Source organism: Pseudidiomarina taiwanensis, from assembly GCF_003987435.1.
In the GTDB taxonomy this organism is placed as follows: Bacteria; Pseudomonadota; Gammaproteobacteria; order Enterobacterales; family Alteromonadaceae; genus Pseudidiomarina; species Pseudidiomarina taiwanensis.
Genome location: NZ_PIQG01000002.1, coordinates 17447 through 40843, shown reverse-complemented (window position 1 = coordinate 40843; position 23397 = coordinate 17447). Strand labels below are relative to the sequence as shown.

General features: G+C 49.7%; 19 protein-coding genes. 16 read left to right on the top strand and 3 right to left on the bottom strand.

What is annotated here, in order from left to right; genetic code table 11:
- Positions 1 to 18: 18 nt before the first annotated feature.
- Positions 19 to 921 (bottom strand): NAD(+) kinase, encoded by a 903-nt coding sequence (gene nadK / locus CWI83_RS04140; protein ID WP_126826160.1) that lies wholly within the window; start codon positions 919 to 921, stop codon positions 19 to 21.
- 116 nt (positions 922 to 1037) lie between these two features.
- On the opposite strand from nadK, the gene grpE reads away from it, so the two are divergent.
- The 11 genes from grpE (at position 1038) to greA (ending at position 17199) form a co-directional block, all read left to right on the top strand.
- Positions 1038 to 1643 (top strand): nucleotide exchange factor GrpE, encoded by a 606-nt coding sequence (gene grpE / locus CWI83_RS04135; RefSeq protein WP_126826157.1) that lies wholly within the window; start codon positions 1038 to 1040, stop codon positions 1641 to 1643.
- A gap of 162 nt (positions 1644 to 1805) precedes the next feature.
- Positions 1806 to 4781 (top strand): TonB-dependent receptor plug domain-containing protein, encoded by a 2976-nt coding sequence (locus tag CWI83_RS04130; RefSeq protein ID WP_126826154.1) that lies wholly within the window; start codon positions 1806 to 1808, stop codon positions 4779 to 4781.
- A gap of 120 nt (positions 4782 to 4901) precedes the next feature.
- Positions 4902 to 5696, top strand: coding sequence for a hypothetical protein (locus CWI83_RS04125; protein WP_126826151.1), 795 nt, complete (start codon positions 4902 to 4904; stop codon positions 5694 to 5696).
- Positions 5697 to 5723: 27 nt separating this feature from the next.
- Positions 5724 to 7355, top strand: a complete 1632-nt coding sequence (locus CWI83_RS04120) for a tryptophan halogenase family protein (protein WP_126826148.1) — start codon at positions 5724 to 5726, stop codon at positions 7353 to 7355.
- 154 nt (positions 7356 to 7509) lie between these two features.
- Positions 7510 to 9426 (top strand): molecular chaperone DnaK, encoded by a 1917-nt coding sequence (gene dnaK / locus CWI83_RS04115; protein ID WP_126826146.1) that lies wholly within the window; start codon positions 7510 to 7512, stop codon positions 9424 to 9426.
- Between the two features lie 92 nt (positions 9427 to 9518).
- Positions 9519 to 10664, top strand: coding sequence for a molecular chaperone DnaJ (gene dnaJ / locus CWI83_RS04110; protein WP_126826143.1), 1146 nt, complete (start codon positions 9519 to 9521; stop codon positions 10662 to 10664).
- Positions 10665 to 10681: 17 nt separating this feature from the next.
- Complete coding sequence (locus CWI83_RS04105) at positions 10682 to 11494, top strand: M48 family metallopeptidase (protein WP_126826140.1); 813 nt, start codon at positions 10682 to 10684, stop codon at positions 11492 to 11494.
- A 14-nt stretch (positions 11495 to 11508) separates the two neighbouring features.
- Entirely contained in the window at positions 11509 to 12168 is a 660-nt protein-coding gene (gene dapB / locus CWI83_RS04100) for a 4-hydroxy-tetrahydrodipicolinate reductase (protein ID WP_241969867.1), read from the top strand.
- Positions 12169 to 12358: 190 nt separating this feature from the next.
- A complete protein-coding gene (gene carA, locus CWI83_RS04095; RefSeq protein WP_241969866.1) occupies positions 12359 to 13498 on the top strand; it encodes a glutamine-hydrolyzing carbamoyl-phosphate synthase small subunit in 1140 nt (379 codons plus the stop codon).
- 3 nt (positions 13499 to 13501) lie between these two features.
- Positions 13502 to 16726: a carbamoyl-phosphate synthase large subunit gene (gene carB / locus CWI83_RS04090; RefSeq protein WP_126826137.1), complete on the top strand. Its 3225-nt coding sequence runs from the start codon at positions 13502 to 13504 to the stop codon at positions 16724 to 16726.
- Positions 16723 to 17199, top strand: a complete 477-nt coding sequence (greA, locus tag CWI83_RS04085; RefSeq protein ID WP_126826134.1) for a transcription elongation factor GreA — start codon at positions 16723 to 16725, stop codon at positions 17197 to 17199. The genes carB and greA overlap by 4 nt, the downstream gene beginning before the upstream one ends.
- Position 17200: 1 nt before the next feature.
- On the opposite strand, the gene CWI83_RS04080 is transcribed toward greA, so the two are convergent.
- The gene (locus CWI83_RS04080) at positions 17201 to 17485 is read right to left on the bottom strand and encodes a helix-turn-helix domain-containing protein (protein WP_126826131.1); all 285 of its coding nucleotides are present in this window, start codon (positions 17483 to 17485) and stop codon (positions 17201 to 17203) included.
- A 173-nt stretch (positions 17486 to 17658) separates the two neighbouring features.
- On the opposite strand from CWI83_RS04080, the gene CWI83_RS04075 reads away from it, so the two are divergent.
- Entirely contained in the window at positions 17659 to 18120 is a 462-nt protein-coding gene (locus CWI83_RS04075) for a helix-turn-helix domain-containing protein (protein WP_126826129.1), read from the top strand.
- 16 nt (positions 18121 to 18136) lie between these two features.
- Here the strand turns inward: CWI83_RS04075 and yhbY are convergent, their stop codons facing one another.
- Positions 18137 to 18445: a ribosome assembly RNA-binding protein YhbY gene (gene yhbY / locus CWI83_RS04070; RefSeq protein WP_126826126.1), complete on the bottom strand. Its 309-nt coding sequence runs from the start codon at positions 18443 to 18445 to the stop codon at positions 18137 to 18139.
- An 80-nt stretch (positions 18446 to 18525) separates the two neighbouring features.
- On the opposite strand from yhbY, the gene rlmE reads away from it, so the two are divergent.
- The 4 genes from rlmE to glmM all read left to right on the top strand — a co-directional run bounded on the left by rlmE (position 18526) and on the right by glmM (position 23322).
- On the top strand, positions 18526 to 19152 hold the full coding sequence (gene rlmE / locus CWI83_RS04065; protein WP_126826123.1) for a 23S rRNA (uridine(2552)-2'-O)-methyltransferase RlmE: 627 nt from the start codon (positions 18526 to 18528) through the stop codon (positions 19150 to 19152).
- Between the two features lie 37 nt (positions 19153 to 19189).
- Complete coding sequence (ftsH, locus tag CWI83_RS04060; protein WP_275540761.1) at positions 19190 to 21109, top strand: ATP-dependent zinc metalloprotease FtsH; 1920 nt, start codon at positions 19190 to 19192, stop codon at positions 21107 to 21109.
- A gap of 75 nt (positions 21110 to 21184) precedes the next feature.
- Positions 21185 to 21985 (top strand): dihydropteroate synthase, encoded by an 801-nt coding sequence (folP, locus tag CWI83_RS04055; protein WP_157980360.1) that lies wholly within the window; start codon positions 21185 to 21187, stop codon positions 21983 to 21985.
- Positions 21982 to 23322 carry a phosphoglucosamine mutase gene (gene glmM, locus CWI83_RS04050; RefSeq protein WP_126826117.1) on the top strand — a complete coding sequence of 447 codons (1341 nt, stop codon included), beginning with the start codon at positions 21982 to 21984 and terminating at the stop codon, positions 23320 to 23322. The genes folP and glmM overlap by 4 nt, the downstream gene beginning before the upstream one ends.
- Positions 23323 to 23397: the final 75 nt, after the last annotated feature.

The window sequence follows — 23397 nt, the reverse complement described above, 5'->3', positions numbered from 1 at the left end:
TGGCAATCGTGAGCCGACTTAAAATAGTCGGCTGCCCCAGCCCAGCTTGTTACGCAAGACGCGGTAATAGCAATAGTCGAGCGGATGGACTAATACGAGCTCATGGCTAAAGCGCTTGATGATGACTTCGTCCCCGGGTTCCACGTGCATGCGCAAATGGCCATCACAACTTAATTGGAGCGGTTCATTACTTGGTGCTGCGCGCAGTAAAACCTTACTACTCGATGGAAGCGTCAGTGGCCGACTGCTGAGTGTGTGGGGGAACATTGGAATAATACTGATGGCTTCGATACCCGGAGTTAAAATTGAGCCACCTGCGGAGAGTGCATAGGCGGTAGAGCCTGTGGGAGTACTGATAATTAAACCATCCGAGCGTTGGCTGTAAACAAACTGGTCGTCGACATAAACTTCAAACTCGATCATGTGGGCCACTTTGTCCGAGTGCAGTACGATCTCATTAATTGCACGTCCGGCGTTTTCATGGTGCCCGCCACGATAGATTTCTGCTTGTAATAAGAAGCGTCGTTCCAGTCGATATTGGCCGGCAAGGACATCGAGCAGTTGGCTCTCGACTTGGTCAGGATCAAGGTCCGTTAAAAACCCCAAGTTGCCGCGATTCACACCAATCACCGGTAGGTTCTGCTCCGATAGAATGCGGGCTGCACCCAGCATATTACCGTCCCCCCCGACGACTACTGCAAGGTCTGCGACTTCACCTAACTCTGCCAGTGGATAAGTGGGGCAACTTGAATGAGCGAGTTGCTCAGCAGTGCGCTCCTCGAGCACAACATGGTATCCTCTTTGCAGGAGCAACTGCTCGAGTTCAGCCAAGGTATTCTCGGTGGCGCTGTGGTTGACTTTACCAAGTAGCGCAATCCGCTTAAACGCAGGTAAGGTTGACGCAGTGATATTTTTTTTCATCCGAACTTGAATCCTATACGGCTGACCCCATCTATGCAGACAAGGTATAATACACTACCGACAGATTAGCGTGATTTGTTTGGTTTTCACAAGATAAGCTTAGAAGAGTTATTAGAATGAGTAGCAGCGATACCGAAAAGCAAAACCCCGAGACTCAAGATGTTGAGCAGGTCGAGAGCGAAGTAGAGCAAGTCGAGCAAGTCGAGACTGAAACTGTGGCAGAAAATCCAGAGCAGGATCTGCAACTGGAGCGTATTGCCGAACTCGAGCTCGCCCTCCAGCAAGCTGAGCAGGCGAGAGAAGATGCCAACGATCGCGCGGTTCGCGCCGTTGCTGAGATGGAAAATGTGCGGCGTCGAGCTGCCGCAGATGTCGAAAAAGCGCACAAATTTGCGTTAGAAAAGTTTGCCGGCGAGTTGTTGACAAGCGTTGACAACCTTGAGCGAGCACTCGAAATTGCCGGACAGAACGAAACGCTCGATGCGAACTTCCTAGAAGGGATTGAGCTGACCCATAAAACCTTATTAAGCACTCTAAATAAGTTTGCAGTAGAAGCAGTTGGTGAAGTGGGCGAGCCTTTCAACCCAGAATTGCATCAAGCGATGTCGATGCAGGCAAACCCTGAGTTAGAAAACAACACCATTATGGCAGTGATGCAAAAAGGCTACACCTTAAGTGGTCGATTGTTGCGACCAGCCATGGTCATGGTCGTTAAAAACTAACAACTATGCGTTTTAACCTAATGATTTTTGGAATCAATTAGGGAATATAAATTTGTAATTTGTAAGTCCTTGGTTATTATGAGTTTGATAGGTGCTAGGAAACGGACCCTGCGTTACGCCTATTAAAAACTATAACAATTGATTAATCAAGGGCTTACAATTATGAGAACCTCTTCTGAATTGAAGCTAAACCGGTTAGCACTGGCCATGGGCTGTGTGTTTGCTGGGAGTATCTTCACTGCTCAAGCGCAAGATGAGAGCCAAGATACGCAACCTGAGGCTGAAGAAGCCCAAGAGCGTATTCAGGTCCTCGGTTCGCGTATTCGCAGCGACGGTTTAGACCAAGCTGCTCCAGTCGAAGTTATCCTTGCTGATGAAGCTATCGGCCAAGGTATGGTGACGCTAGGTGACCTACTTCGCTCGTCAACTGTTGCAGCTGGTGCGAACCAGGTCACTGCAGCAGCCTCAACTGCTTTCGTAACTGCTGGTGGTACCGGTACTGAGACGCTCTCACTGCGTGGTCTTGGCGCAAACCGTACCTTGGTGCTATTGAATGGTCGTCGGATTGGTCCTGCGGGAACCCGTGGCCAGGTCTCAGCGTTCGATTTGAACATCATGCCACTTGCTGCAGTAGAACAGATTGAAATCCTTAAAGATGGTGCATCATCTTTGTATGGTTCTGACGCTGTTGCAGGGGTTGTCAACATCATCACTAAGAAAGGTGATGAGAGTAACTTTAACGTCAACTTAAGCCAGCCGACCGAGTCGGGCGGTGAAACATTGCGTGTAAATGGTACTTTTGGTCGTAGTTTCGATAACGGTTCATTCCGTTTAGTTGCGGACTATAACCGGGCCAACGAATTGGCAATGGGTGACCGTGACTTCTTTAACTGTGCGCAAAACTATGTGTTCGATACGACCACTGGTGAGCGTGCCGATATCGTTGATCCACGTACCGGTGACTACCATTGTAACGACTTACCATGGGGTCACGTGTGGATTTATGACTATGCCAACGGTATCACTGGCGATAGTAACGTACTTCCATCACGCGGCAGTAAGCTTGCTCAGTTCGACTACGACGGTAACTTAGGCCAGTACGTCCCGAGCTTTAACGATACGGCTAACGATCCATTTGATATGCGTACACCAGAAGGTTGGTATCCAGTTAGCTTTGACAAGCTCTCTGATGGTCTAACCAACGCTGACCACCCATTCCAAGATCTCGAGAGCTTGTCGCCGAAGCAGGAAATCGGCACCCTTTATGGTCAAGGTGAAATGTGGCTAAGCGATGACGTTACCCTTTATGGTGAAGTGTTATTGAACCGTCGTAAAACCACCACCAATGGTTATCGCCAGTTCTGGACATACATCTACAACGAAAACTTCTTCGCAGGTAGTTCGTTGAGTGAAGGCTGGACCGGTGCGCAATGGTTGAGCCCAACGCCAATTACTGACCACTCAGGTTCAGAAATCACAGTTGATTATCGTCGTTTCGTGATTGGTGCGGAAGGCTACATCGGTGATTGGTTCTGGGACGTTAACGTCCAAGACAGCCGCAGCGATGGTGACTATCAAACTAAGATTATCTATAACGACTCAATCCAAGATGGTTGGTTCGCAACGGGCTCATGTGTGGGCACGCAAACTTCAGTCCGTGGTGTCGATTGTATCGATATCCCATGGCTTGATCCGCAGTTCCTTGCTGGCAACATTTCGGATGATGTGCGCAACTTCTTGTTCGGTACTGAAACGGGTAACACGGTTTACAAGCAGCGGACTTTTGAAGGTGTGATCACCGGCGACTTGTTCGAAATGCCAGCGGGCGTTGTGGGAGCAGCGTTTGGTTTGCAATATCAGCAAGACGAAATCGTTGACACTCCCGGAGCGGAAACACTTCGTGCCAATACTTGGGGACAAACCTCTGCAGGTATCACCACAGGTAAATCGAACACGCGTGCAGTATTCGGTGAATTGCAAGTGCCATTATTGGCCGACATGCCATTCGCAGAGCGTTTAGATTTGACCGTATCAGCGCGTTATACCGACGTATCTTCGTACGGTAGCGATTCAACCTATAAAGCTGGCTTGAACTGGCTGGTATCTGATGGTTTCCGCGTGCGGGCGTCACAAGGTACTTCGTTCCGCTCACCAGCGTTGTACGAACTTTATCTGAACAACCAAACTAGCTTTATCGGTCAGCGTTCAATTGACCCATGTATCAACTGGGGCGCAAACCTAGCTGATCAGTCAATTACTCAACGCCTAGCCGATAACTGTGCGGCTGATGGTATCCCAGAGGATTACACTGGTGGTGCAATCTCAGCAACCGTCTTCACAGGTGGTGGTGCAGGTACGCTTGAAGCAGAAACTTCAACTGCGCGTACACTTGGTTTTGTCTACACGCCAGATTGGTCTGACCTTGGTGTGAGTGTGGATTACTTCGAAATCGAAATCGATGGGGAAGTAACCTTGCTCTCAGCTGCACAGATCGTTGGTCAGTGTTACAACTCTGAGAACTTCAGTACTGAGCCACTGTGTGATCAGTTCTTCCGTAACGCAACAGACCTTCGTATCGAAGAAGTTCGTGGTGGTTACTTGAACATCGCGAGCCAGATCAACCGTGGTATCGACTTCAATTTTAACTATCCGTTTAGCACGGACTTTGCTGAATTCGATATTACTTATGAGCACACCATGCAACTTGAAGCTTCAAGCCAATTGTTCGAGACCAGTGTGCCGATCGATCGTGTAGGTAACTTCGGAAGCCCAGAGCACGTAGGTAACTTCCGCGTTGCAATGCAAAAAGATGACTGGACGTTTAACTGGACCGCACGTTACGTGGGTGCAGTCAACAACGCGAACCGTCGTCTCAGCGGTGATAACATCACAACTTTCTACGGTGACGAGGTATACCTCACTATCGATAGTTCGCCGGTGATTTATCATGCCTTTGCAGCGACTAAAGAGTTCCGCGACGACGGTTTCGAGGTCACTCTTGGGGTTGCCAATGCGTTTGATAAAGAGCCACCAAAAACCAGTGGTGGTGTGGTATCACGCTTGGGTAACACGGCCTTCTACAGTCAGTATGACTGGTTAGGTCGTCGGGTGTTCTTGAACTTGTCATACACCTTCTAAGCGAACTGCTAAAACAAATGAAAATGCCGACAAGCTTGTCGGCATTTTTATTTTTGGCATACTGAACTCTAGCTAAGGTCTAGCGACTGAAATTTACGATAAAAATAAAAGAGCCAATTCATGCCCCGTATTATAGCCAAACCCGATACCTTGAATGACATCAATGGAAACTACCAACACGCGCCTTTGGTGAAACCTGTTTTTCTCAATTCTGTGCCTAAGTGTGGCACCCACTTAATTCGAAACATTTTTCGGATGTTCGTCCCAGTTGCGCAGCAATATCACGAGACGTTCGTGCAGCTGCCAAATCTACGTGAGCACATACAAGTGTTTAATCCGCTGCAGCCAAAGCTAAGTTGGGGGCACTTACTCTTCAGTGATGAATCTGTGATGGCACTACATGATGCTGAACATATCGTGGTGGTGCGTGATCCCTATGATTGGGTGCTGGCGCGCGCTCGGTTCTTCTTATCAGACACCTTTCAAGGCAACATGGAAAACTTGAAAAGTGGGCGGGTGACCATTGAAGAAGTGCTGAATATGATGATTTTCGGAATCTACCAAAAAGCGCCGACCCTAAATGAGATCTTTACCCACAACGGCGTATCATGGCTTGGAACTGGGGCGAAGTTAGTTCGTTATGAAGATATGATCGCGCAGTTGAAACAGCTCGAAAGTGACGAGGCGGAAAATTATTTTGCTGATTTATTAGCGCCAGTGTTAGCGGGTCGCGGTTTGCCAGACGATTGGCGCGAGCGTGTTTTACTTGGCTCTGATCGTGAGCAAAGCGGCACATATCGGGATAACCTGCAAAACCTCGCGTTAGAGGTTCCAAATGAACTTCCGCAGCAACAAAAGCAATTGGTCGATTTTGCTGCGCCGGGGTTACGTAAAGTTTTAGGTTACGAAAAATAACAATAAAAAATTGATGTGGTGAACGACATGCAGAAGAAAAAGGTCCTGATCGTTGGTGGCGGCTCGGCTGGCTGGATGGCGGCAGCCTATTTGAATGGGGCCTTAAATCAGCGCGGTGAGCGCCCTCGAGTCGATATTCAATTACTGGAGTCGCCGGATACGCCGCGGATCTCAGTTGGTGAAGCGACGATTCCCTCGATGCGGCACTTGCTCTCAGTGGTTGGCGTAGATGAACTAGATTTCATGAAGTCGACAAATGCGAGTTTTAAACAGTCGATTCGTTACACCAATTGGGTGCATAACGACATGTCGTTTTATCACCATCCATTTTCGAGTATGCGCCGGCAACCACTCGACCGCGCGGGGATGGATTGGTTGATGTCGGATCAATCGATTCCATTTATGGAAACTTGCTCGGTACAACCTATTTTGTGCGAGTGGGGGCTGGCTCCAGTGATGCTGGGGAAATGGGATATGGGCGCGCCACTGAATTATGCCTACCATATGAATGCGCAAAAATTTGCTGATTATCTGCGCGACTTCTCAACCCCACGCGGGGTTGTTCATACCTTGGCGAATATGGTTGATGTGGTGATGCGTGATGATGGTCACATTGCTGCCGTTCGCACCGATAAAGGCGAGACCATAGAGGCCGACTTGTTTGTTGATTCAACGGGTTTCAGTGCTCAGCTGATTGAGCAACAAATCGGTGTGGGTTTCGAAGATTGCTCGCAATATTTGTTGTGTGACCGCGCGGTGACCATGCATCTGCCTTATGAGACTCATTTCCCTGGTATGGTCCGACCGTATACTACGGCAACCGCGCTATCAAATGGTTGGATTTGGGATATCCCACAAAACGACCGCCGTTCGATTGGTTATGTTCATTCAAGTGCCTTTATTGATAAAGAAGCCGCTGAACGTGAGATGCGCGCCTATCAAGGTGGCAACACCGATGACTTACCTGCACGTTTTGTTGATTTCAAAGTAGGGCGGCGCAAACAAATTTGGTCTAAAAATGTGATTGCGATTGGGTTGGCTGGGGGCTTTATCGAGCCGCTCGAATCAACCGGCCTATATCTAAGTGATTTAGGAGCAGTGTTACTTGCCGAGCATTTTCCTTGGCATGATGACGGAATGGAGCAACTTGCCTCGCGTTATAACCACATTATGTCGAATCGCTTTTATGAAATTCTTGATTTCATCAATATGCATTATTGTTTGACCAAGCGCACCGATACCGAGTTTTGGAAAACGGTGCAGTTGCGCGAACACATTACCGACCGCTTACAAGCGAAGTTTGATTTTTGGCGCTTCAAGCCGCCGACCCCACATGATTTCCAAGACCAGTGGTTTAGTGGCATGAGTCAAGCGCCGCAAGCAGCCGACTTATGTAGCCATGACCGTCGCCCAGCAGTTGATACGGGTGGTCTGTGGAACCATGAAAGTTACGAATGTATTTTGTTCGGGATGGAATTCTTGAAAGAAGAGAGTGAGCAGTGGTTTGGTCCGAACCGTCCCGCCACGCAAGTGCATCCAGCGATTATCCAACGCCTGCAAATGGCGCGGCAAAAGCTCCCACCACACCATATTTGGTTGAACCGGGTGTTGGGCATGCCGCAATATCCAATGGCTTATAAACCAGTTGGTTGGGGCTAAAAAAAATTTACTCATAAGGTTGTTTTCTGACTTTCGACCCCCATTAACTAGGCAATCCGTTAAATAACCCTGTTTGGGGTGTTGAAATTAAAATTTCATACCCCATATCAGAGATAACGAACCTGTTATTAGATTTGGAAGTTGGAGACGAATCATGGGTAAAATTATTGGTATCGATTTAGGTACAACCAATTCATGTGTTGCCGTACTTGATGGCGACAAAGCGCGTGTTATTGAAAACGCCGAGGGCGATCGCACAACTCCTTCAGTTGTGGCCTTCACTGACGATGGCGAAACTTTGGTCGGTCAACCTGCCAAGCGCCAAGCAGTCACGAATCCAAACAAAACTCTTTTCGCGATTAAGCGTCTGATTGGTCGTCGTTTTAAAGACGAAGAAGTTCAGCGCGATATCAGCATTATGCCGTACAAAATTGTCGAAGCGGACAATGGCGATGCTTGGGTCCAGATCAATGATGACCGTAAAGCGCCACCGCAAATTTCTGCAGAAATTCTGAAGAAGATGAAGAAAACTGCAGAAGACTACTTAGGTGAAAAAGTTACCGAAGCGGTTATTACTGTTCCTGCTTACTTTAACGATGCGCAGCGTCAGGCGACGAAAGACGCCGGTAAGATTGCGGGTCTTGAAGTGAAGCGTATTATCAACGAGCCAACAGCTGCAGCCCTTGCCTATGGCATGGATAAGAAGTCGGGCGATAACGTTGTAGCGGTATACGATTTAGGCGGGGGTACCTTCGATATTTCAATCATCGAAATTGATGAAGTTGAAGGCGAGCACACTTTTGAAGTTCTTGCGACCAATGGTGACACTCACCTCGGTGGTGAAGACTTTGATAACCGTATGATCAACTACCTTGTTGACCAGTTTAAAAATGACCAAGGCATCGACTTGCGCCAAGATCCATTGGCGATGCAGCGTCTGAAAGAAGCGGCTGAAAAAGCCAAGATTGAGTTGTCATCAGCGCAACAGACCGAAGTGAACTTGCCGTATATCACGGCAGATAACACTGGTCCGAAACACTTGGCGATTAAAGTTACGCGTTCAAAACTTGAGTCTTTGGTTGAAGATTTGATCATGAAATCGCTTGAGCCAGTGAAGCAGGCATTGAAAGATGCCGACTTGTCGGTCAGTGACATCAACGAAGTGATCATGGTCGGTGGTCAAACTCGGATGCCAAAAGTGCAGGCTGCAGTCACCGATTTCTTCGGTAAAGAGCCACGTCGTGACGTGAACCCAGATGAAGCGGTTGCTGTAGGTGCTGCGGTGCAAGCTGGGGTCTTGCAAGGTGATGTGAAAGACGTCCTGTTGCTTGACGTTACCCCACTGTCGCTGGGTATTGAAACCATGGGCGGCGTGATGACCAAACTGATTGAGAAGAACACCACGATTCCGACTAAGCAATCGCAAACCTTCTCAACTGCAGACGATAACCAAGCAGCAGTAACCGTGCATGTTATTCAAGGTGAGCGCAAACGTGCGGCAGACAACAAGTCGCTCGGCCAGTTTAACCTTGAGGGGATTCGTCCAGCGCCACGCGGTGTACCACAAATTGAAGTCACTTTTGACATCGATGCGGATGGTATCTTGCACGTGTCGGCAAAAGATAAAGACACCGGCAAAGAGCAACAAATTACCATTAAAGCGTCTTCAGGCTTAAGTGACGACGAAGTTGAAAAGATGGTCCGTGATGCCGAAGCGCATGCTGAGGAAGATCGTAAGTTTGAAGAACTCGTGCAAACCCGTAACCAAGCGGATGCGATTGTCCATGCAACGCGTAAGCAGCTAGATGAAGCGGGTGATGCGCTTGAAGCAAGTGATAAAGAAGCGATTGAAAGCGCCATCAAAGAGCTAGAAGAAGCTCTGAAAGGTAGCGACAAAGAAGCCATCGAAGCGAAGCAACAAGCTCTGATGGAAGCTTCAAGCAAGCTGATGGAAGCGGCGCAAGCAAAAGCAGCCCAGCAGGGAGCGGGTGCAGAAGGACAAGCGAACTCGAAAGCAGATGATGATGTGGTCGATGCTGAGTTCGAAGAAGTCAAAGACGACAAAAAATAAGCATTCGCCCACCGGGTGTCTGTAATCATCACGCACGGGGGTTGCCATAAGGTGGCCTCCGTGTGTTCGTATCAGAGAGACGAAGCGAGATTATGGCAAAAGCAGATTTTTATGAAGTATTAGGGGTGAGTCGCGACGCCGATGAGCGTGCGATTAAAAAGGCGTATAAACGTCTGGCAATGAAGTATCACCCCGATCGCACCAAGGGTGACAAAGAACTCGAAAACAAGTTTAAAGAGGTCAAGCTCGCCTATGAAGTGCTGATGGATCCGCAAAAGCGCGCTGCCTACGACCAGTATGGTCATGCGGCGTTTGAGCAGGGTCAAGGCGGCTTCGGTGGTGGTGCCGGTGCGGCGGACTTTTCTGATATTTTCGGCGATGTGTTTGGCGATATCTTTGGTGGCGGCGGGCGTCGCGGCGGTCGCGCACAAGCTCAACGCGGCGCAGATTTACGTTATAACCTTGAACTCTCGTTAGAAGAGGCCGTACGCGGTAAAGAAGTTGAGTTAAAAATTCCGAAATTAAGTACCTGTGACGATTGTGACGGCTCAGGCGCGGCTGAAGGAAGTAGCGCGGAGACGTGTTCGCATTGTCATGGTTCTGGGCATATTCAAATGCGTCAGGGCTTCTTTGCGGTACAACAGCCTTGCCCGCATTGTCGAGGTCGTGGCAAAGTCATTAAAAACCCATGCCGTACGTGTCATGGTGAAGGCCGTGTTGAGAAAACCAAAACCCTCTCAGTTAAAATTCCTGCGGGCGTTGATACCGGCGACCGAATTCGCTTAAGTGGCGAAGGTGAAGCGGGCGAAATGGGTGCTCCAGCGGGTGACTTGTATGTGCAAGTGCATGTTCGCGAGCACGCCATTTTCCAACGTGATGGCAATAACCTATACTGTGAAGTGCCACTCAGTTTTACCACTGCAGCATTAGGTGGCGAAATTGAGGTACCGACCCTTGATGGTAAATTGAAGCTGAAGATTCCGGCTGAAACGCAAACGGGTAAGTTGTTCCGGATGCGCGGTAAAGGGGTGCGCTCAGTGCGTAGCGGGACCGTTGGTGACTTAATTTGTAAGGTTGTGATTGAAACCCCAGTAAATTTATCGGAGCAACAGAAAGAGTTACTTCAGCAGTTGCAAGAATCAATGGGAACTGGTGCAGAAGCGGCAAAATATCGGCCGAAAGAGCAAGGGTTCTTTGATGGCGTGAAGAAATTCTTTGATGATTTGCGGGGGAATTAACGCTTAAGGAGCACAAAATGGACTGGTTAAAAACGCTCGTTACGGCGCTATTTGCGCTACTGGCAATGTCTTGTACGCAGTCGCCAACTGGGCGTAACCAGTTCATGATGTATTCTGATAGCGACATGAGTCGGCTTGGTGATAGCAGCTTTGCCGACCTCAAGCAGCAAGAAAAAATCAGTACCGATCGGGCACTGAATCAATACGTTCGCTGTGTCGCAGATGATTTAATCGCAGTGTTACCCGCCCCCTATGAGAGCAAAAGCTGGGACGTTGTGGTATTTGACAACCCAGCGGTCAATGCTTTCGCTTTACCCGGTGAGAACATCGGTGTTTACACTGGGCTGTTAAAAGTCACTGAAAACCCCGCGCAACTTGCTGCGGTCATTGGCCATGAGATTGCCCACGTGATTGCGCAACATGGTAATGAACGGATGTCGACACAAATGGCTGCGGGAATCGGCATGCAACTTGGCGGCGCAGTGCTGGCATCTGAGTATGATGAGAAAACTGCTGGGACAGTCATGGCCGTGTTAGGAGTCGGGGTGCAATTAGGGGTGTTATTACCTTATTCGCGTACGCACGAGTCTGAAGCCGACCAGCTTGGGGTCGACTACCTAGCTGCGGCCGGATATGACCCGCGAGAGGCAGCCAATCTGTGGCGTAATATGAGCGCGCAAGGCGGGGCGCAAGTGCCAGAGTTCTTGTCAACGCACCCCTCACCAAGCACGCGTATTCAAACCCTTGCTAATTATGCCCAAACCGTCATGCCAAGTTATCAACGTGCGCTCCAGCAAAATGGTGCGCCTAACTGCCGTAAACCCGGCTAATAGAGGTTGAAGCTGTGAAAATTGGAGTAATTGGTGCGACGGGGCGAATGGGACAAGCGGTGTTGCAGGTATTGGCGAACGAAACCGAACACACAGGCGTCCCGATTGCGCGCGCACATGCGACGGTGGTAACTGAGCTTGACGTGTTAGTTGATTTTTCATTACCGCAGGCCTTGGCCGACAATATGGCCCTGGCCAAACGGCTGCATTGCCCACTGCTGGTGTGCACGACGGGGCTTACTGAGCAGCAACGCCAAGGGCTGGTTGAATTGGGTCAGCAGCTACCGGTGTTGTACGCAGAAAATACCAGTATTGGAATCGCTTTGCTTGCCGATTTAGTCCAACAAGCTAGCCGCCTGTTGAGCGAGGCTGACGTTGATATTATCGATCTCCATCATAAGCATAAGCGCGATGCGCCATCAGGGACCGCTAAGCGGCTCGCAGCAGCGGTCGAGCAGGGGCGTGGTGAAAAAACTGAGATAGAGTATGCGGTGGTTCGAGCTGGCGATATTATCGGTGAACACACGGTACTATTTAACTTGCCAGGTGAACGCCTTGAGTTTACCCATAAAGTCTCTGAGCGAGCGGTTTTTGCCCGTGGCGCAGTGCGCGCTGCCAAATGGTTAAGTGAACAGGCTCAGGGCTTTTATCACATGGCCGATATGTTGCGCTAATAAGGCAAAATTTGGTAGACGAAAACGGCAACTTTTAGTACCATAGCGCCAATTTGCCAGAACCTTTTTGGCAAGCTGAAAACGCGCACGCCAGAGGCATCGTATTACGGTTGCTCACAAGCTGGTGCAAGGTAATCAACGGGGAAGTCAGTTTATGATGTACCCGTTTTTTTGTGTATGGAGGTTGACCTTGAGTATCCTAGCGAGCCATTCAGCAAGCAAAGCTATCTTAGCTCTTGCCGATGGTACAGTATTTTATGGCACCGCGGTCGGTGCAGGTGGAACGACCGTTGGCGAAATTGTTTTTAATACCGCCATGACAGGTTACCAAGAAATTCTCACCGACCCTTCCTACGCAGAACAAATCGTTACCCTCACTTATCCCCATATTGGCAATTACGGCACCACCCACGAAGACGAAGAATCGAATCGAGTCTGGGCCCGCGGCTTAGTCATTCGCGAAATGTCATTAAAGGCAAGCAACTTCCGCAGCGAGCAATCACTCAGTGACTATCTGCGGCAGCGTAATGTAATCGCCATTGCCGATATTGATACCCGCAAGTTAACGCGTATTTTGCGTGAAAAAGGGGCGCAGAATGCCTGTATCATGGCTGGCGATATCGATGTTGAACAAGCTCTTGAACAAGCGCGTGGATTCCCAGGTCTGAAAGGGATGGATTTAGCCAAAGAGGTGACGATTAAAACGCCTCTGGAGTGGACCACTTCAAGCTGGACTCTTGGCCAAGGCTATCAGCAACTTGAAGATGAGAAGTTTCATGTTGTCGCCTACGATTACGGTTGCAAGCGCAATATCTTGCGGATGCTGGTTGATCGCGGTTGCAAAATCACTTTGGTTCCGGCCCAGACGCCAGCAGCAGACGTGCTCGCGCTGAACCCAGATGGCGTGTTTTTATCCAATGGGCCAGGTGACCCAGAGCCGTGCGACTATGCAATTCAAGCAATCCAAGACATTATCGCTGCCGGGGTACCGATTTTCGGAATCTGTCTTGGCCATCAGTTGCTCGCGCTTGCGAGCGGTGCCAAGACGGTGAAAATGAAGTTTGGTCATCATGGTGCCAACCACCCAGTCCAAGATTTGCGCTCCGGACAGGTGATGATTACCAGCCAAAACCATGGTTTTGCGGTCGACGAAGAGAGTCTTCCAGCGCACCTTGAAGTCACCCATAAATCGTTATTCGATGGTAGCTTGCAAGGTATTGAGCGCACTGATGTTGCTGCGTTTAGTTTCCAAGGTCACCCTGAAGCGAGCCCGGGGCCAAACGATGCCGCACCGTTATTCGATCACTTCATCAAGCTAATGAGTCAGTAAATCATGCCAAAACGTACCGATATTCAAAGCATTCTAATTCTCGGCGCTGGCCCGATTGTGATCGGCCAAGCATGTGAGTTTGACTACTCTGGCGCGCAGGCATGTAAAGCACTGCGTGAAGAAGGCTATCGCGTGATTTTGGTCAACTCGAATCCAGCGACCATTATGACCGATCCAGAAATGGCTGATGTGACCTATATCGAGCCGATTCATTGGGAAGTGGTGGCTAAAATCATCGAAGTTGAACGTCCTGATGCGGTGTTGCCGACCATGGGCGGTCAGACTGCGCTTAACTGTGCGCTGGAGCTGGATAAGCACGGGGTTTTAGAAAAATACAATGTTGAAATGATTGGCGCGAACGCTGATGCAATTGATAAAGCAGAAGACCGCGATCGTTTCGATAAAGCAATGAAAGCGATTGGTTTAGAAACGCCCAATGCAGAAGTTGCCCACAGCATGGATGAAGCCTTCGATATCCTCGAGCGGATTGGCTTCCCTTGTATTATTCGACCGAGCTTCACCATGGGGGGAAGCGGTGGTGGGATCGCTTACAACCGCGAAGAATTCGAAGAGATTTGTCGTCGCGGTCTCGATTTATCGCCGACCAATGAGTTGCTGATCGATGAAAGCTTAATTGGTTGGAAAGAATACGAAATGGAAGTTGTCCGCGATAAAAAGGACAACTGTATTATTGTTTGTGCGATTGAAAACTTTGATCCTATGGGGATTCATACCGGTGATTCGATTACCGTTGCGCCGGCGCAAACACTGACAGACAAAGAGTATCAATTGATGCGTGATGCAGCCATGGCTGTGTTGCGTGAAATTGGCGTTGAGACGGGTGGATCGAACGTACAGTTCGGGATCGATCCAAAAACTGGACGCATGGTCATTATCGAGATGAACCCGCGGGTTTCTCGCTCGTCAGCGCTCGCATCAAAAGCGACCGGATTCCCAATTGCGAAAGTCGCCGCTAAATTGGCTGTAGGGTATACCCTCGACGAACTCGAAAATGAAATCACCGGCGGGGTGACTCCGGCTTCATTCGAGCCTGCGCTTGACTATGTTGTGACCAAAATCCCACGTTTTAACTTTGAAAAATTCGCCGGTTGTAACGACCGCTTAACCACCCAAATGAAGTCAGTGGGTGAGGTTATGGCGATTGGTCGCAACCAGCAAGAATCATTGCAAAAGGCCTTACGAGGACTAGAAATTGGGGTTGCTGGATTCGACCCAATGGTCGACGTCAATGACCCGATGGCGCGGGCGCAAGTGATTCGTGAGTTAAAAGAACCCGGTGCTGAGCGAATTTTCTACATTGCTGATGCGTTCCGCTTGGGCATGACAGTGCACGAGGTATTTGAGTTAACGCGTATCGATGAGTGGTACTTAATTCAAATCGAAGAAATCGTGTTACTTGAGGCTGAAATCATCAAACTCGGCATGGCCGGTTTGACGGCAGACGTGCTGCGTATTCTGAAGCGTAAAGGTTTTGCGGATAAACGCATTGCTGACTTACTTGATGTTGCGGAAGCTGAAGTTCGTCGCCGTCGCCACGAATTTAACATTGTTCCTGTGTACAAGCGGGTTGATACCTGTGCGGCGGAGTTCAAATCAGATACGGCCTACATGTATTCTTGCTACGACGAAGAGTGCGAAGCGGCCCCTTCGGATCGCAAAAAAATCATGGTGATTGGCGGTGGTCCAAATCGCATCGGGCAAGGGATTGAGTTTGACTACTGCTGTGTGCATGCTGCACTTGCATTGCGCGATGATGGTTATGAGACGATTATGGTGAACTGTAACCCTGAAACCGTCTCAACAGATTACGATACGTCAGATCGCTTATATTTCGAGCCGATTACGCTTGAAGATGTGCTCGAGATCGTCCGTGTCGAGCAGCCGACCGGAGTCATCGTTCAGTACGGTGGGCAAACCCCACTGAAACTCGCGCGTGAGCTGGAAGCAAATGGCGTGCCGATTATCGGTACGTCGCCGGATGCGATTGACCGTTCTGAGGACCGTGAGCGCTTCCAAGCGGCCGTAAATCGCCTCGGCTTGAAGCAACCTGAGAACGCCACGGTAACGCAAGTTGAAGATGCTCTGCGTGAAGCTGAGCGAATTGGTTACCCGCTCGTGGTGCGGCCATCGTATGTACTTGGTGGTCGAGCCATGGAAATTGTTTACGACGAAGCGGACTTACGTCGCTACTTAACTGACGCAGTCAAGGTTTCGAATTCAGCGCCCGTGCTGCTTGACCATTTCTTAGATAATGCCATCGAGGTCGATGTCGATGCCATCTGTGATGGTGAGACGGTGCTAATTGGTGGGATCATGCAGCACATTGAGCAAGCTGGGGTCCACTCAGGTGATTCGGCCTGTTCGTTACCGCCGTATTCATTGAGCGAATCAGTGCAACAGCGCTTGCGTGAGCAAATGCATAAACTTGCTTTCGAGCTGAATGTAAATGGCTTGATGAATGCTCAGTTCGCGATTCAGGAAGATGAAATCTATCTGATCGAAGTCAACCCTCGTGCTGCGCGAACGGTGCCGTTTGTATCGAAGGCAACGGGTTTACAGCTTGCTAAAATTGCCGCCCGAGTGATGGTGGGGCAGAGCTTGCGTGAGCAAGGCTTTACTGAAGAAGTCATCCCACCTTATTACTCAGTGAAAGAGGTGGTGATTCCATTTGCTAAATTCCAAGGCGTGGATCCGATTCGAGGTCCAGAAATGCGCTCAACAGGCGAAGTGATGGGCGTCGGCGACAGTTTTGAAGAGGCCTACGCGAAAGCAAATCTTGGCGCTGGTGAAGCCCTTGCGAAAGCAGGCAAAGCCTTGTTATCTGTGCGTGATGCGGATAAACCACGCTTACTTGAGCTCGCCAAAGCCATGGCCGACTTGGGCTTCCGGCTTGAAGCGACGGGTGGTACTGCAAAAATGCTGAATGATGCGGGACTCACCTGTTCGGTGGTGAATAAATTGCAAGAAGGCCGCCCGAATATCGTTGATGCGGTTAAGAATGGCGAGTACAGTTATATTATTAACACGGTTGAAGGGCGCCAGGCGATTGAGGACTCAGTCTACATTCGTCGCGAAGCACTCTTGAATAAAGTGATTTATACCACCACTTTAAATGCAGCCTTTGCGACCGTCCGTGCTTATGCGGCAGATGACCGTGCGCGGGTAAATTCATTGCAAGATTTGCATAAAAGGATTGCCAAGTCATGACCAAAATACCGATGACTACACGGGGTGCAGAATTGCTCCGTGCGGAACTCAAACAACTTAAAACGGAAGATCGGCCACGTATCATTCAGGCGATTGCCGAGGCGCGCGAACACGGTGATCTTAAGGAAAACGCAGAGTATCATGCCGCTCGCGAGCAGCAGGGGTTCTGCGAAGGACGGATTCAAGAAATTGAAGCCAAACTTGCAAATGCGCAGATCATCGATGTCACTAAAGTTCCGAATCAGGGCAAGGTGATTTTTGGTGCGACGGTGACCCTGTACAATGTTGGTGATGATAAAGAGGTCAGCTATCGCATCGTCGGTGACGATGAGGCGAACATTAAGCAAAACCTCATTAGCGTAAATTCACCGATTGCACGTGCACTTATCGGTAAAGAAGTTGACGACGCGGTAAGTGTTACAACACCAGGTGGCGTGGTTGAATACGAAGTCGTGAACGTCGAATACGTCTAGCTTAATCGTCTTTTGCTTGACCTTTTAACAGCGCGACCAATTCGCGCTGTTTTTGTTTCTTGGTCTGGCTACTCGAGCCTTGCTGATGATAGCTTTCGACGTCAGGGAACACTTCATCAAGCGAACACCCCAGCGCCTTGGCAAGCGCCTCTGCCACTGCCTTAGAGCGAGCTTTACGATTCGCAACCTTGGAAACAAGCGAGGGGCTTTTCCCGAGCACCTGGGCGATCATCGAGTAATCAAACCCTTTTTTCGCTAATTCCTTTTTGATTTTTTGATTGTCCATTAGGTATATTGCTAGGTACGATAGTGAATTCACAAGCGAGTTCACAAATACATTCAAAAATGAACTCACATGAACGCAAAACTGTGTCAAACGACACAAAGAGTACAATAATAATGCCAAACGACACCACTGAAAATAGACCACAGCGATCTTTTAAAAGCAAGCAAGAGCTGATGAGTGTAGACGAATGCATTGAAAAGCTTCGTTATTTATCAGGTTGTCAAAGTGATAGCGCGGTGGCCAGGTGGTTTGGTTGGAAAGATAATACCCTCGCCAATTGGCGCCGTCGGGCCAGTATTAGCTATGACACTTTGGTGCTCGGCCTGCTCAATCGCAGTGTGTCAGTCGATTGGTTCTTACTGCCATATCAGCCTTTGACTTATCCGAGCTTGAGTGAATACCAGCAATTACAAGATAGCCAACGTGGTTATGGTCATGCCGATAAAGTTGCCGAGACTTTGCAGGCATTAGAGCGGGTGCAGCCGCTATTCAATGAGTTTAACCTTGCTGCGACCGAACAGAATAAAGCTTTACTGGTTGAAACCTTGCTACTGCATCAACACGATGTGATACCGGTTTCGCTGGTGTTACGCCAAGTTGCGCGTGCGCTGGCTTCAGCACAGGCGCAATCTTAGCGTTTATAGGGCTGATCTAGCCGCGCGGAAGTTTAATTTTCTGCGCTTCACTTGCTTTGTAAAGCACAACAATTTTACCCACGACTTGAACTTGAGCCGCACCCGTGTGAGCGATGATGGTCGCAATGATCTGGGCGCGTAAGTCGCGTTCTGGTTCAGGAACTTTCACCTTAATTAACTCGTGATGCTCAAGGGCGAGCTCTATCTCCGCTAATACGCCTTCGGTCAGACCGTTTGCGCCTAATAGCACGACAGGTTTGAGTGAATGCGCTTGCGCTTTTAGAAACTGTTTTTGTTTATTGCTTAAAGTTGCGGCCGTTGCCATGTAATATTCTCATCCTAATACTTGAATTTCGTCTATTGTACCGCCATCTAGGTAACAGACGCTAGTAATGCAGGTTCATCATGGCTAAAAAACGTTCGGCGAGCAGTACTCGTTGGCTACAAGAACACTTTAATGATCACTATGTGCAAAAAGCGCAGAAGAAAGGTCTGCGCTCGCGGGCGGTCTTTAAGCTGGAAGAAATTCAAGCAAAGGACCGTATTTTAAAACCGGGCCAAACGGTGGTCGATCTCGGGGCTGCACCGGGAGGCTGGTCGCAATACGTGGTGGACACACTGCAAGGGCAGTGTGAGGTGATTGGCTGCGACATATTGCCTATGGACCCGATTGCCGGAGTCGACTTCTTGGAGGGTGACTTCCGTGAAGAGGCGGTATTAAATGCATTATTGAGCCGAATCGGCGGCAAAAACGTAGATGTAGTATTGTCAGATATGGCACCGAACATGAGCGGTAACGACAATGTCGACCAACCGCGCTCGATGTATTTGGTCGAGCTTGCACTGGATATGTGCCATCAAGTTTTAAAGCCCGGGGGAAGCTTTGTGGTCAAAGTATTCCACGGGCAAGGATTCGAAGAGTTTTTAAAGGATGTTCGCGCAGCATTTACCACGGTGAAAAGTCGCAAACCCGATTCGTCTCGCGCACGATCACGCGAGGTGTACTTGGTGGCGACAGGATACAAACTGTAGTAATCTGTAGGGCGAAATTTAACAGAGGTAGTCAGCTTTGAGCGATATGGCAAAAAATCTAATTTTATGGTTAGTCATAGCTGTGGTCCTGATGACGGTATTCAACAGCTTTAACCCCGGTACCACGGCGGCGAATCAGGTTTCGTATACCGAGTTCGTGCAGCAGATTAACAATGGCGGAATTCGCGAGGCGAAAATCGACGGGCGCAATATTACCGCGCAAACCCGTACGGGCGAATCAATCAAGACCATCATGCCGGTTTCATATGATCCGAAATTGCTTGATGATCTGATTGCCAATAACGCCGATGTGTTCGGTACGCCGGAAGAAGAGCCAAGCTTACTGACCCAAATTCTGATTAGCTGGTTCCCGATGCTGCTCTTGATTGGTGTGTGGATTTTCTTCATGCGCCAAATGCAAGGCGGTGGCGGTCGCGGTGCAATGACCTTTGGCAAAAGCAAAGCGCGGTTGATGGGTGAAGACCAAATCAAAACCACGTTTGCCGATGTCGCTGGTTGTGACGAAGCCAAAGAAGAAGTTGGCGAGTTAGTTGAGTACCTTAAAGATCCATCGCGCTTCCAGCGTCTCGGTGGACGCATCCCGACTGGGGTATTGATGGTGGGACCACCGGGTACCGGTAAAACCCTATTAGCCAAGGCGATTGCCGGTGAAGCTCGCGTTCCGTTTTTCTCTATTTCAGGTTCTGACTTTGTTGAAATGTTTGTCGGTGTCGGTGCATCACGCGTGCGCGACATGTTTGAACAAGCGAAAAAGTCAGCGCCGTGTATTATTTTTATCGACGAAATCGATGCGGTTGGACGTCAACGTGGCGCAGGTCTAGGCGGTGGTCACGACGAGCGTGAGCAAACCTTAAACCAGATGCTCGTTGAAATGGATGGTTTTGAAGGTCACGAGGGCATCATTGTGATTGCTGCGACCAACCGTCCTGATGTTCTTGACCCAGCGCTGTTGCGCCCAGGTCGATTCGACCGTCAAGTGGTCGTGGGCTTGCCAGATGTGCGCGGCCGTGAACAGATTTTGAAAGTCCACATGCGCAAAGTACCACTGGGTAGCGATGTTGAGCCATCAGTGATTGCACGTGGGACGCCGGGATTCTCTGGTGCTGACCTTGCCAATTTGGTGAACGAAGCCGCCTTGTTTGCGGCGCGTCGTAATAGTCGCACCGTCGGCATGGAAGAATTCGAGTTGGCCAAAGATAAAATCATGATGGGTGCTGAGCGGCGCTCGATGGTGATGACCAACGAAGAAAAAGAAATGACGGCTTATCACGAAGCAGGGCATGCGATTGTTGGGCGTATGGTGCCAGAGCACGACCCTGTGTATAAGGTCTCGATTATTCCGCGTGGACGCGCGCTTGGGGTGACCATGTACTTGCCTGAGCAGGATCGCGTCAGCCATTCGAAGCAGCACCTCGAGAGTATGATTTCAAGCCTATACGGTGGTCGTTTGGCTGAGCAAATCATCTATGGTGATGACAAGGTCACCACGGGTGCGTCAAATGATATTGAGCGCGCAACTCAGATTGCTCGTAAGATGGTCACCCAATGGGGCTTATCAGAGAAGATGGGGCCGCTGCTGTATGCTGAAGACGAAGGCGAAGTATTCCTTGGGCGCTCAGTAACACAGCACAAGCATATGTCTGATGAGACGGTGCGGGCGATCGACCAAGAGGTCAAACTATTAATCGATCGCAACTACGAGCGCGCCAAGCGTATACTCGAAGAAAACGTCGATATTCTTCACACCATGAAAGATGCGCTGATGAAGTACGAGACGATTGATGCGGATCAGATTGATGATTTGATGAATCGTCGCGAAGTTCGTGAACCGCGTGATTGGCGCAAGCCAGACTCGAACTCTGACGGCGGCAGTGCCAGCGCAAGTGCCGACGATTCAGTTCCGTCGGGCAAACCGGGCGACGCGCCGGCGAATTAAAGAAAAATCGCTGTAAGCCCCGTTTCGACGGGGCTTTTTTCATTGTAGCTAAGATTAAACCAGAAGGTTTTCTGCATGATTGAAGTGATGGGTATTCTCAATACCACGCCAGATTCGTTCTCTGATGGTGGCCATTACCAGCATAAAGACCAAGCATTAAAACATGCCGCGCAAATGATTGAAGCAGGTGCGCAATGGATCGATATTGGTGGAGAATCAACCCGCCCGGGTGCTCGGGCGGTGAGTTTAGCGGAAGAACTTGAGCGGGTGATTCCAGTGCTTGAGGCGCTGCGTGCTGAATTTCCCGTGAAGCTCTCGGTGGATACCAATAAACCTGAAGTAATGCAGGCGTCTATCGCAGCCGGCGCGAACATGATCAACGATGTTAAAGCGTTGCAGGCCGAAGGCGCGTTAGAGGCGGTCGCTGGCGCTGAGGATGTGCTGTTGTGCTTGATGCATATGCAAGGTGAACCACGCACGATGCAGGTCAATCCGGTTTATACCGAGGTTGTCACTGACGTGGCGGAGTTTTTGCAGGAGCGAGTTACTGCATGTGCAGAGTATGGTATCGACCGTAACCGGATTATTTTGGATCCAGGCTTTGGTTTTGGGAAACAGGTCGGGCATAATTACCAGTTATTAAAACAGCTACCGCAGATTGTTGAGCTTGGCTTCCCAGTGCTGGCCGGATTATCACGCAAATCTATGTTAGGTGCTGTGACGGGGCGCGAGGTCGACGAGCGGTTAGCAGCCAGTGTTGCAGCGGCCACTATCGCTGCGATGCATGGGGCAAAAATTATTCGAGTTCATGACGTGAAGGAAACGGTTGACGCGGTTAAAGTCGTGGAAGCCACTTTGCAAGGAGAGAAAGGTTGAGTCAACGTAAGTATTTTGGCACTGATGGAGTGCGTGGGCGCGTCGGGACCTTCCCGATCACCCCAGATTTCGCCGTGAAATTGGGCTGGGCTGCCGGAACAGTTTTATCGAAAGCAGGCAATCGCCGTGTTTTGATGGGCAAAGATACCCGCATCTCAGGATATATGCTCGAATCAGCTCTTGAAGCAGGATTACTCTCAGCTGGCGTGAGCGTCGAGTTCTTGGGGCCGATGCCGACCCCAGCAGTTGCATACTTAACCCGTAACTTCCGCGCTGCGGCAGGCATTGTTATTAGTGCTTCGCACAACCCATACTACGACAATGGTATCAAGTTCTTCTCGGATAGCGGCAGCAAATTGCCGGATGCTATTGAAGCCGAAATCGAACGTTTATTAGATGAACCCATCGCTTGTGTGCCGTCAGAGCAAATGGGGCGAGCCAGCCGAATTGATGATGCCCCAGGGCGTTACATCGAGTTTTGTAAGAGCGTATTCCCCGGTGAGTTATCCCTGCAAGGATTAAAAATTGTGGTGGACTGCGCGCATGGCGCGACCTACCACATTGCCCCCGATGTATTGCGTGAATTGGGCGCCGATATTTGGGAAATTGGCACCAGTCCAGATGGGACAAATATTAACGAAAAATGCGGTGCGACCCATCTTGATGCATTACAGCAAAAAGTGATCGATTGCGGTGCTGACCTTGGCTTTGCTCTAGATGGGGATGGTGATCGGGTGATGCTGGTAAGTGCCAGTGGTCGTATTATTGATGGCGATGATATCGTTTACTTGTTGGCGCGCACGGCCCAGCAAAACGGTTTACTACAAGGCGGCATCGTTGGCACCTTGATGAGTAATTTCGCGTTAGAGAAGTTTTTTAACGATCATCGAATTCCATTTATCCGAGCCAATGTTGGCGATCGCTACGTTATGGAAGAGCTGGTGAAACGCGATTGGAGCATCGGTGGGGAGAATTCAGGGCATATTATTAACCGCCAGTATCACTCCACCGGCGATGGCATTATCGCGGGCCTGCAAGTTCTGGCGGCGATGTTGCGCGAACAGAAGTCCCTGGACGAAATGCTCAAAGGCTTTGACAAATTCCCACAAGCATTGGTCAATGTGCGCTACAGTGGCGATTGCAATCCACTGGACGCAGCGAATGTCGCATCGGCCCAGGCTGAAGTGGAGCGCGCGCTTGGTAATAATGGCCGCGTACTGTTACGTAAGTCGGGTACTGAGCCATTGATTCGGGTCATGGTTGAAGGTAAGGACGCGAAGTTGGTTCACCGCTTTGCCGAAGATATCGCGGTTGAGGTTCGTGCTGCCGCAGATTAATTTGGTGGCTGTATATTTCTTAGCCGAATAAGCAACAACAATGCATTCCCTGCTTGTATCTTGAGGCGAGGTTAT

What these genes read in the sequence shown, in the direction of transcription:
- nadK (WP_126826160.1), bottom strand. Translation starts at nt 921, where the DNA reads ATGAAAAAAAATATCACTGCGTCAACCTTACCTGCGTTTAAGCGGATT.
- grpE (WP_126826157.1), top strand. Translation starts at nt 1,038, where the DNA reads ATGAGTAGCAGCGATACCGAAAAGCAAAACCCCGAGACTCAAGATGTT.
- CWI83_RS04130 (WP_126826154.1), top strand. Translation starts at nt 1,806, where the DNA reads ATGAGAACCTCTTCTGAATTGAAGCTAAACCGGTTAGCACTGGCCATG.
- CWI83_RS04125 (WP_126826151.1), top strand. Translation starts at nt 4,902, where the DNA reads ATGCCCCGTATTATAGCCAAACCCGATACCTTGAATGACATCAATGGA.
- CWI83_RS04120 (WP_126826148.1), top strand. Translation starts at nt 5,724, where the DNA reads ATGCAGAAGAAAAAGGTCCTGATCGTTGGTGGCGGCTCGGCTGGCTGG.
- dnaK (WP_126826146.1), top strand. Translation starts at nt 7,510, where the DNA reads ATGGGTAAAATTATTGGTATCGATTTAGGTACAACCAATTCATGTGTT.
- dnaJ (WP_126826143.1), top strand. Translation starts at nt 9,519, where the DNA reads ATGGCAAAAGCAGATTTTTATGAAGTATTAGGGGTGAGTCGCGACGCC.
- CWI83_RS04105 (WP_126826140.1), top strand. Translation starts at nt 10,682, where the DNA reads ATGGACTGGTTAAAAACGCTCGTTACGGCGCTATTTGCGCTACTGGCA.
- carB (WP_126826137.1), top strand. Translation starts at nt 13,502, where the DNA reads ATGCCAAAACGTACCGATATTCAAAGCATTCTAATTCTCGGCGCTGGC.
- greA (WP_126826134.1), top strand. Translation starts at nt 16,723, where the DNA reads ATGACCAAAATACCGATGACTACACGGGGTGCAGAATTGCTCCGTGCG.
- CWI83_RS04080 (WP_126826131.1), bottom strand. Translation starts at nt 17,485, where the DNA reads ATGGACAATCAAAAAATCAAAAAGGAATTAGCGAAAAAAGGGTTTGAT.
- CWI83_RS04075 (WP_126826129.1), top strand. Translation starts at nt 17,659, where the DNA reads ATGAGTGTAGACGAATGCATTGAAAAGCTTCGTTATTTATCAGGTTGT.
- yhbY (WP_126826126.1), bottom strand. Translation starts at nt 18,445, where the DNA reads ATGGCAACGGCCGCAACTTTAAGCAATAAACAAAAACAGTTTCTAAAA.
- rlmE (WP_126826123.1), top strand. Translation starts at nt 18,526, where the DNA reads ATGGCTAAAAAACGTTCGGCGAGCAGTACTCGTTGGCTACAAGAACAC.
- folP (WP_157980360.1), top strand. Translation starts at nt 21,185, where the DNA reads ATGATTGAAGTGATGGGTATTCTCAATACCACGCCAGATTCGTTCTCT.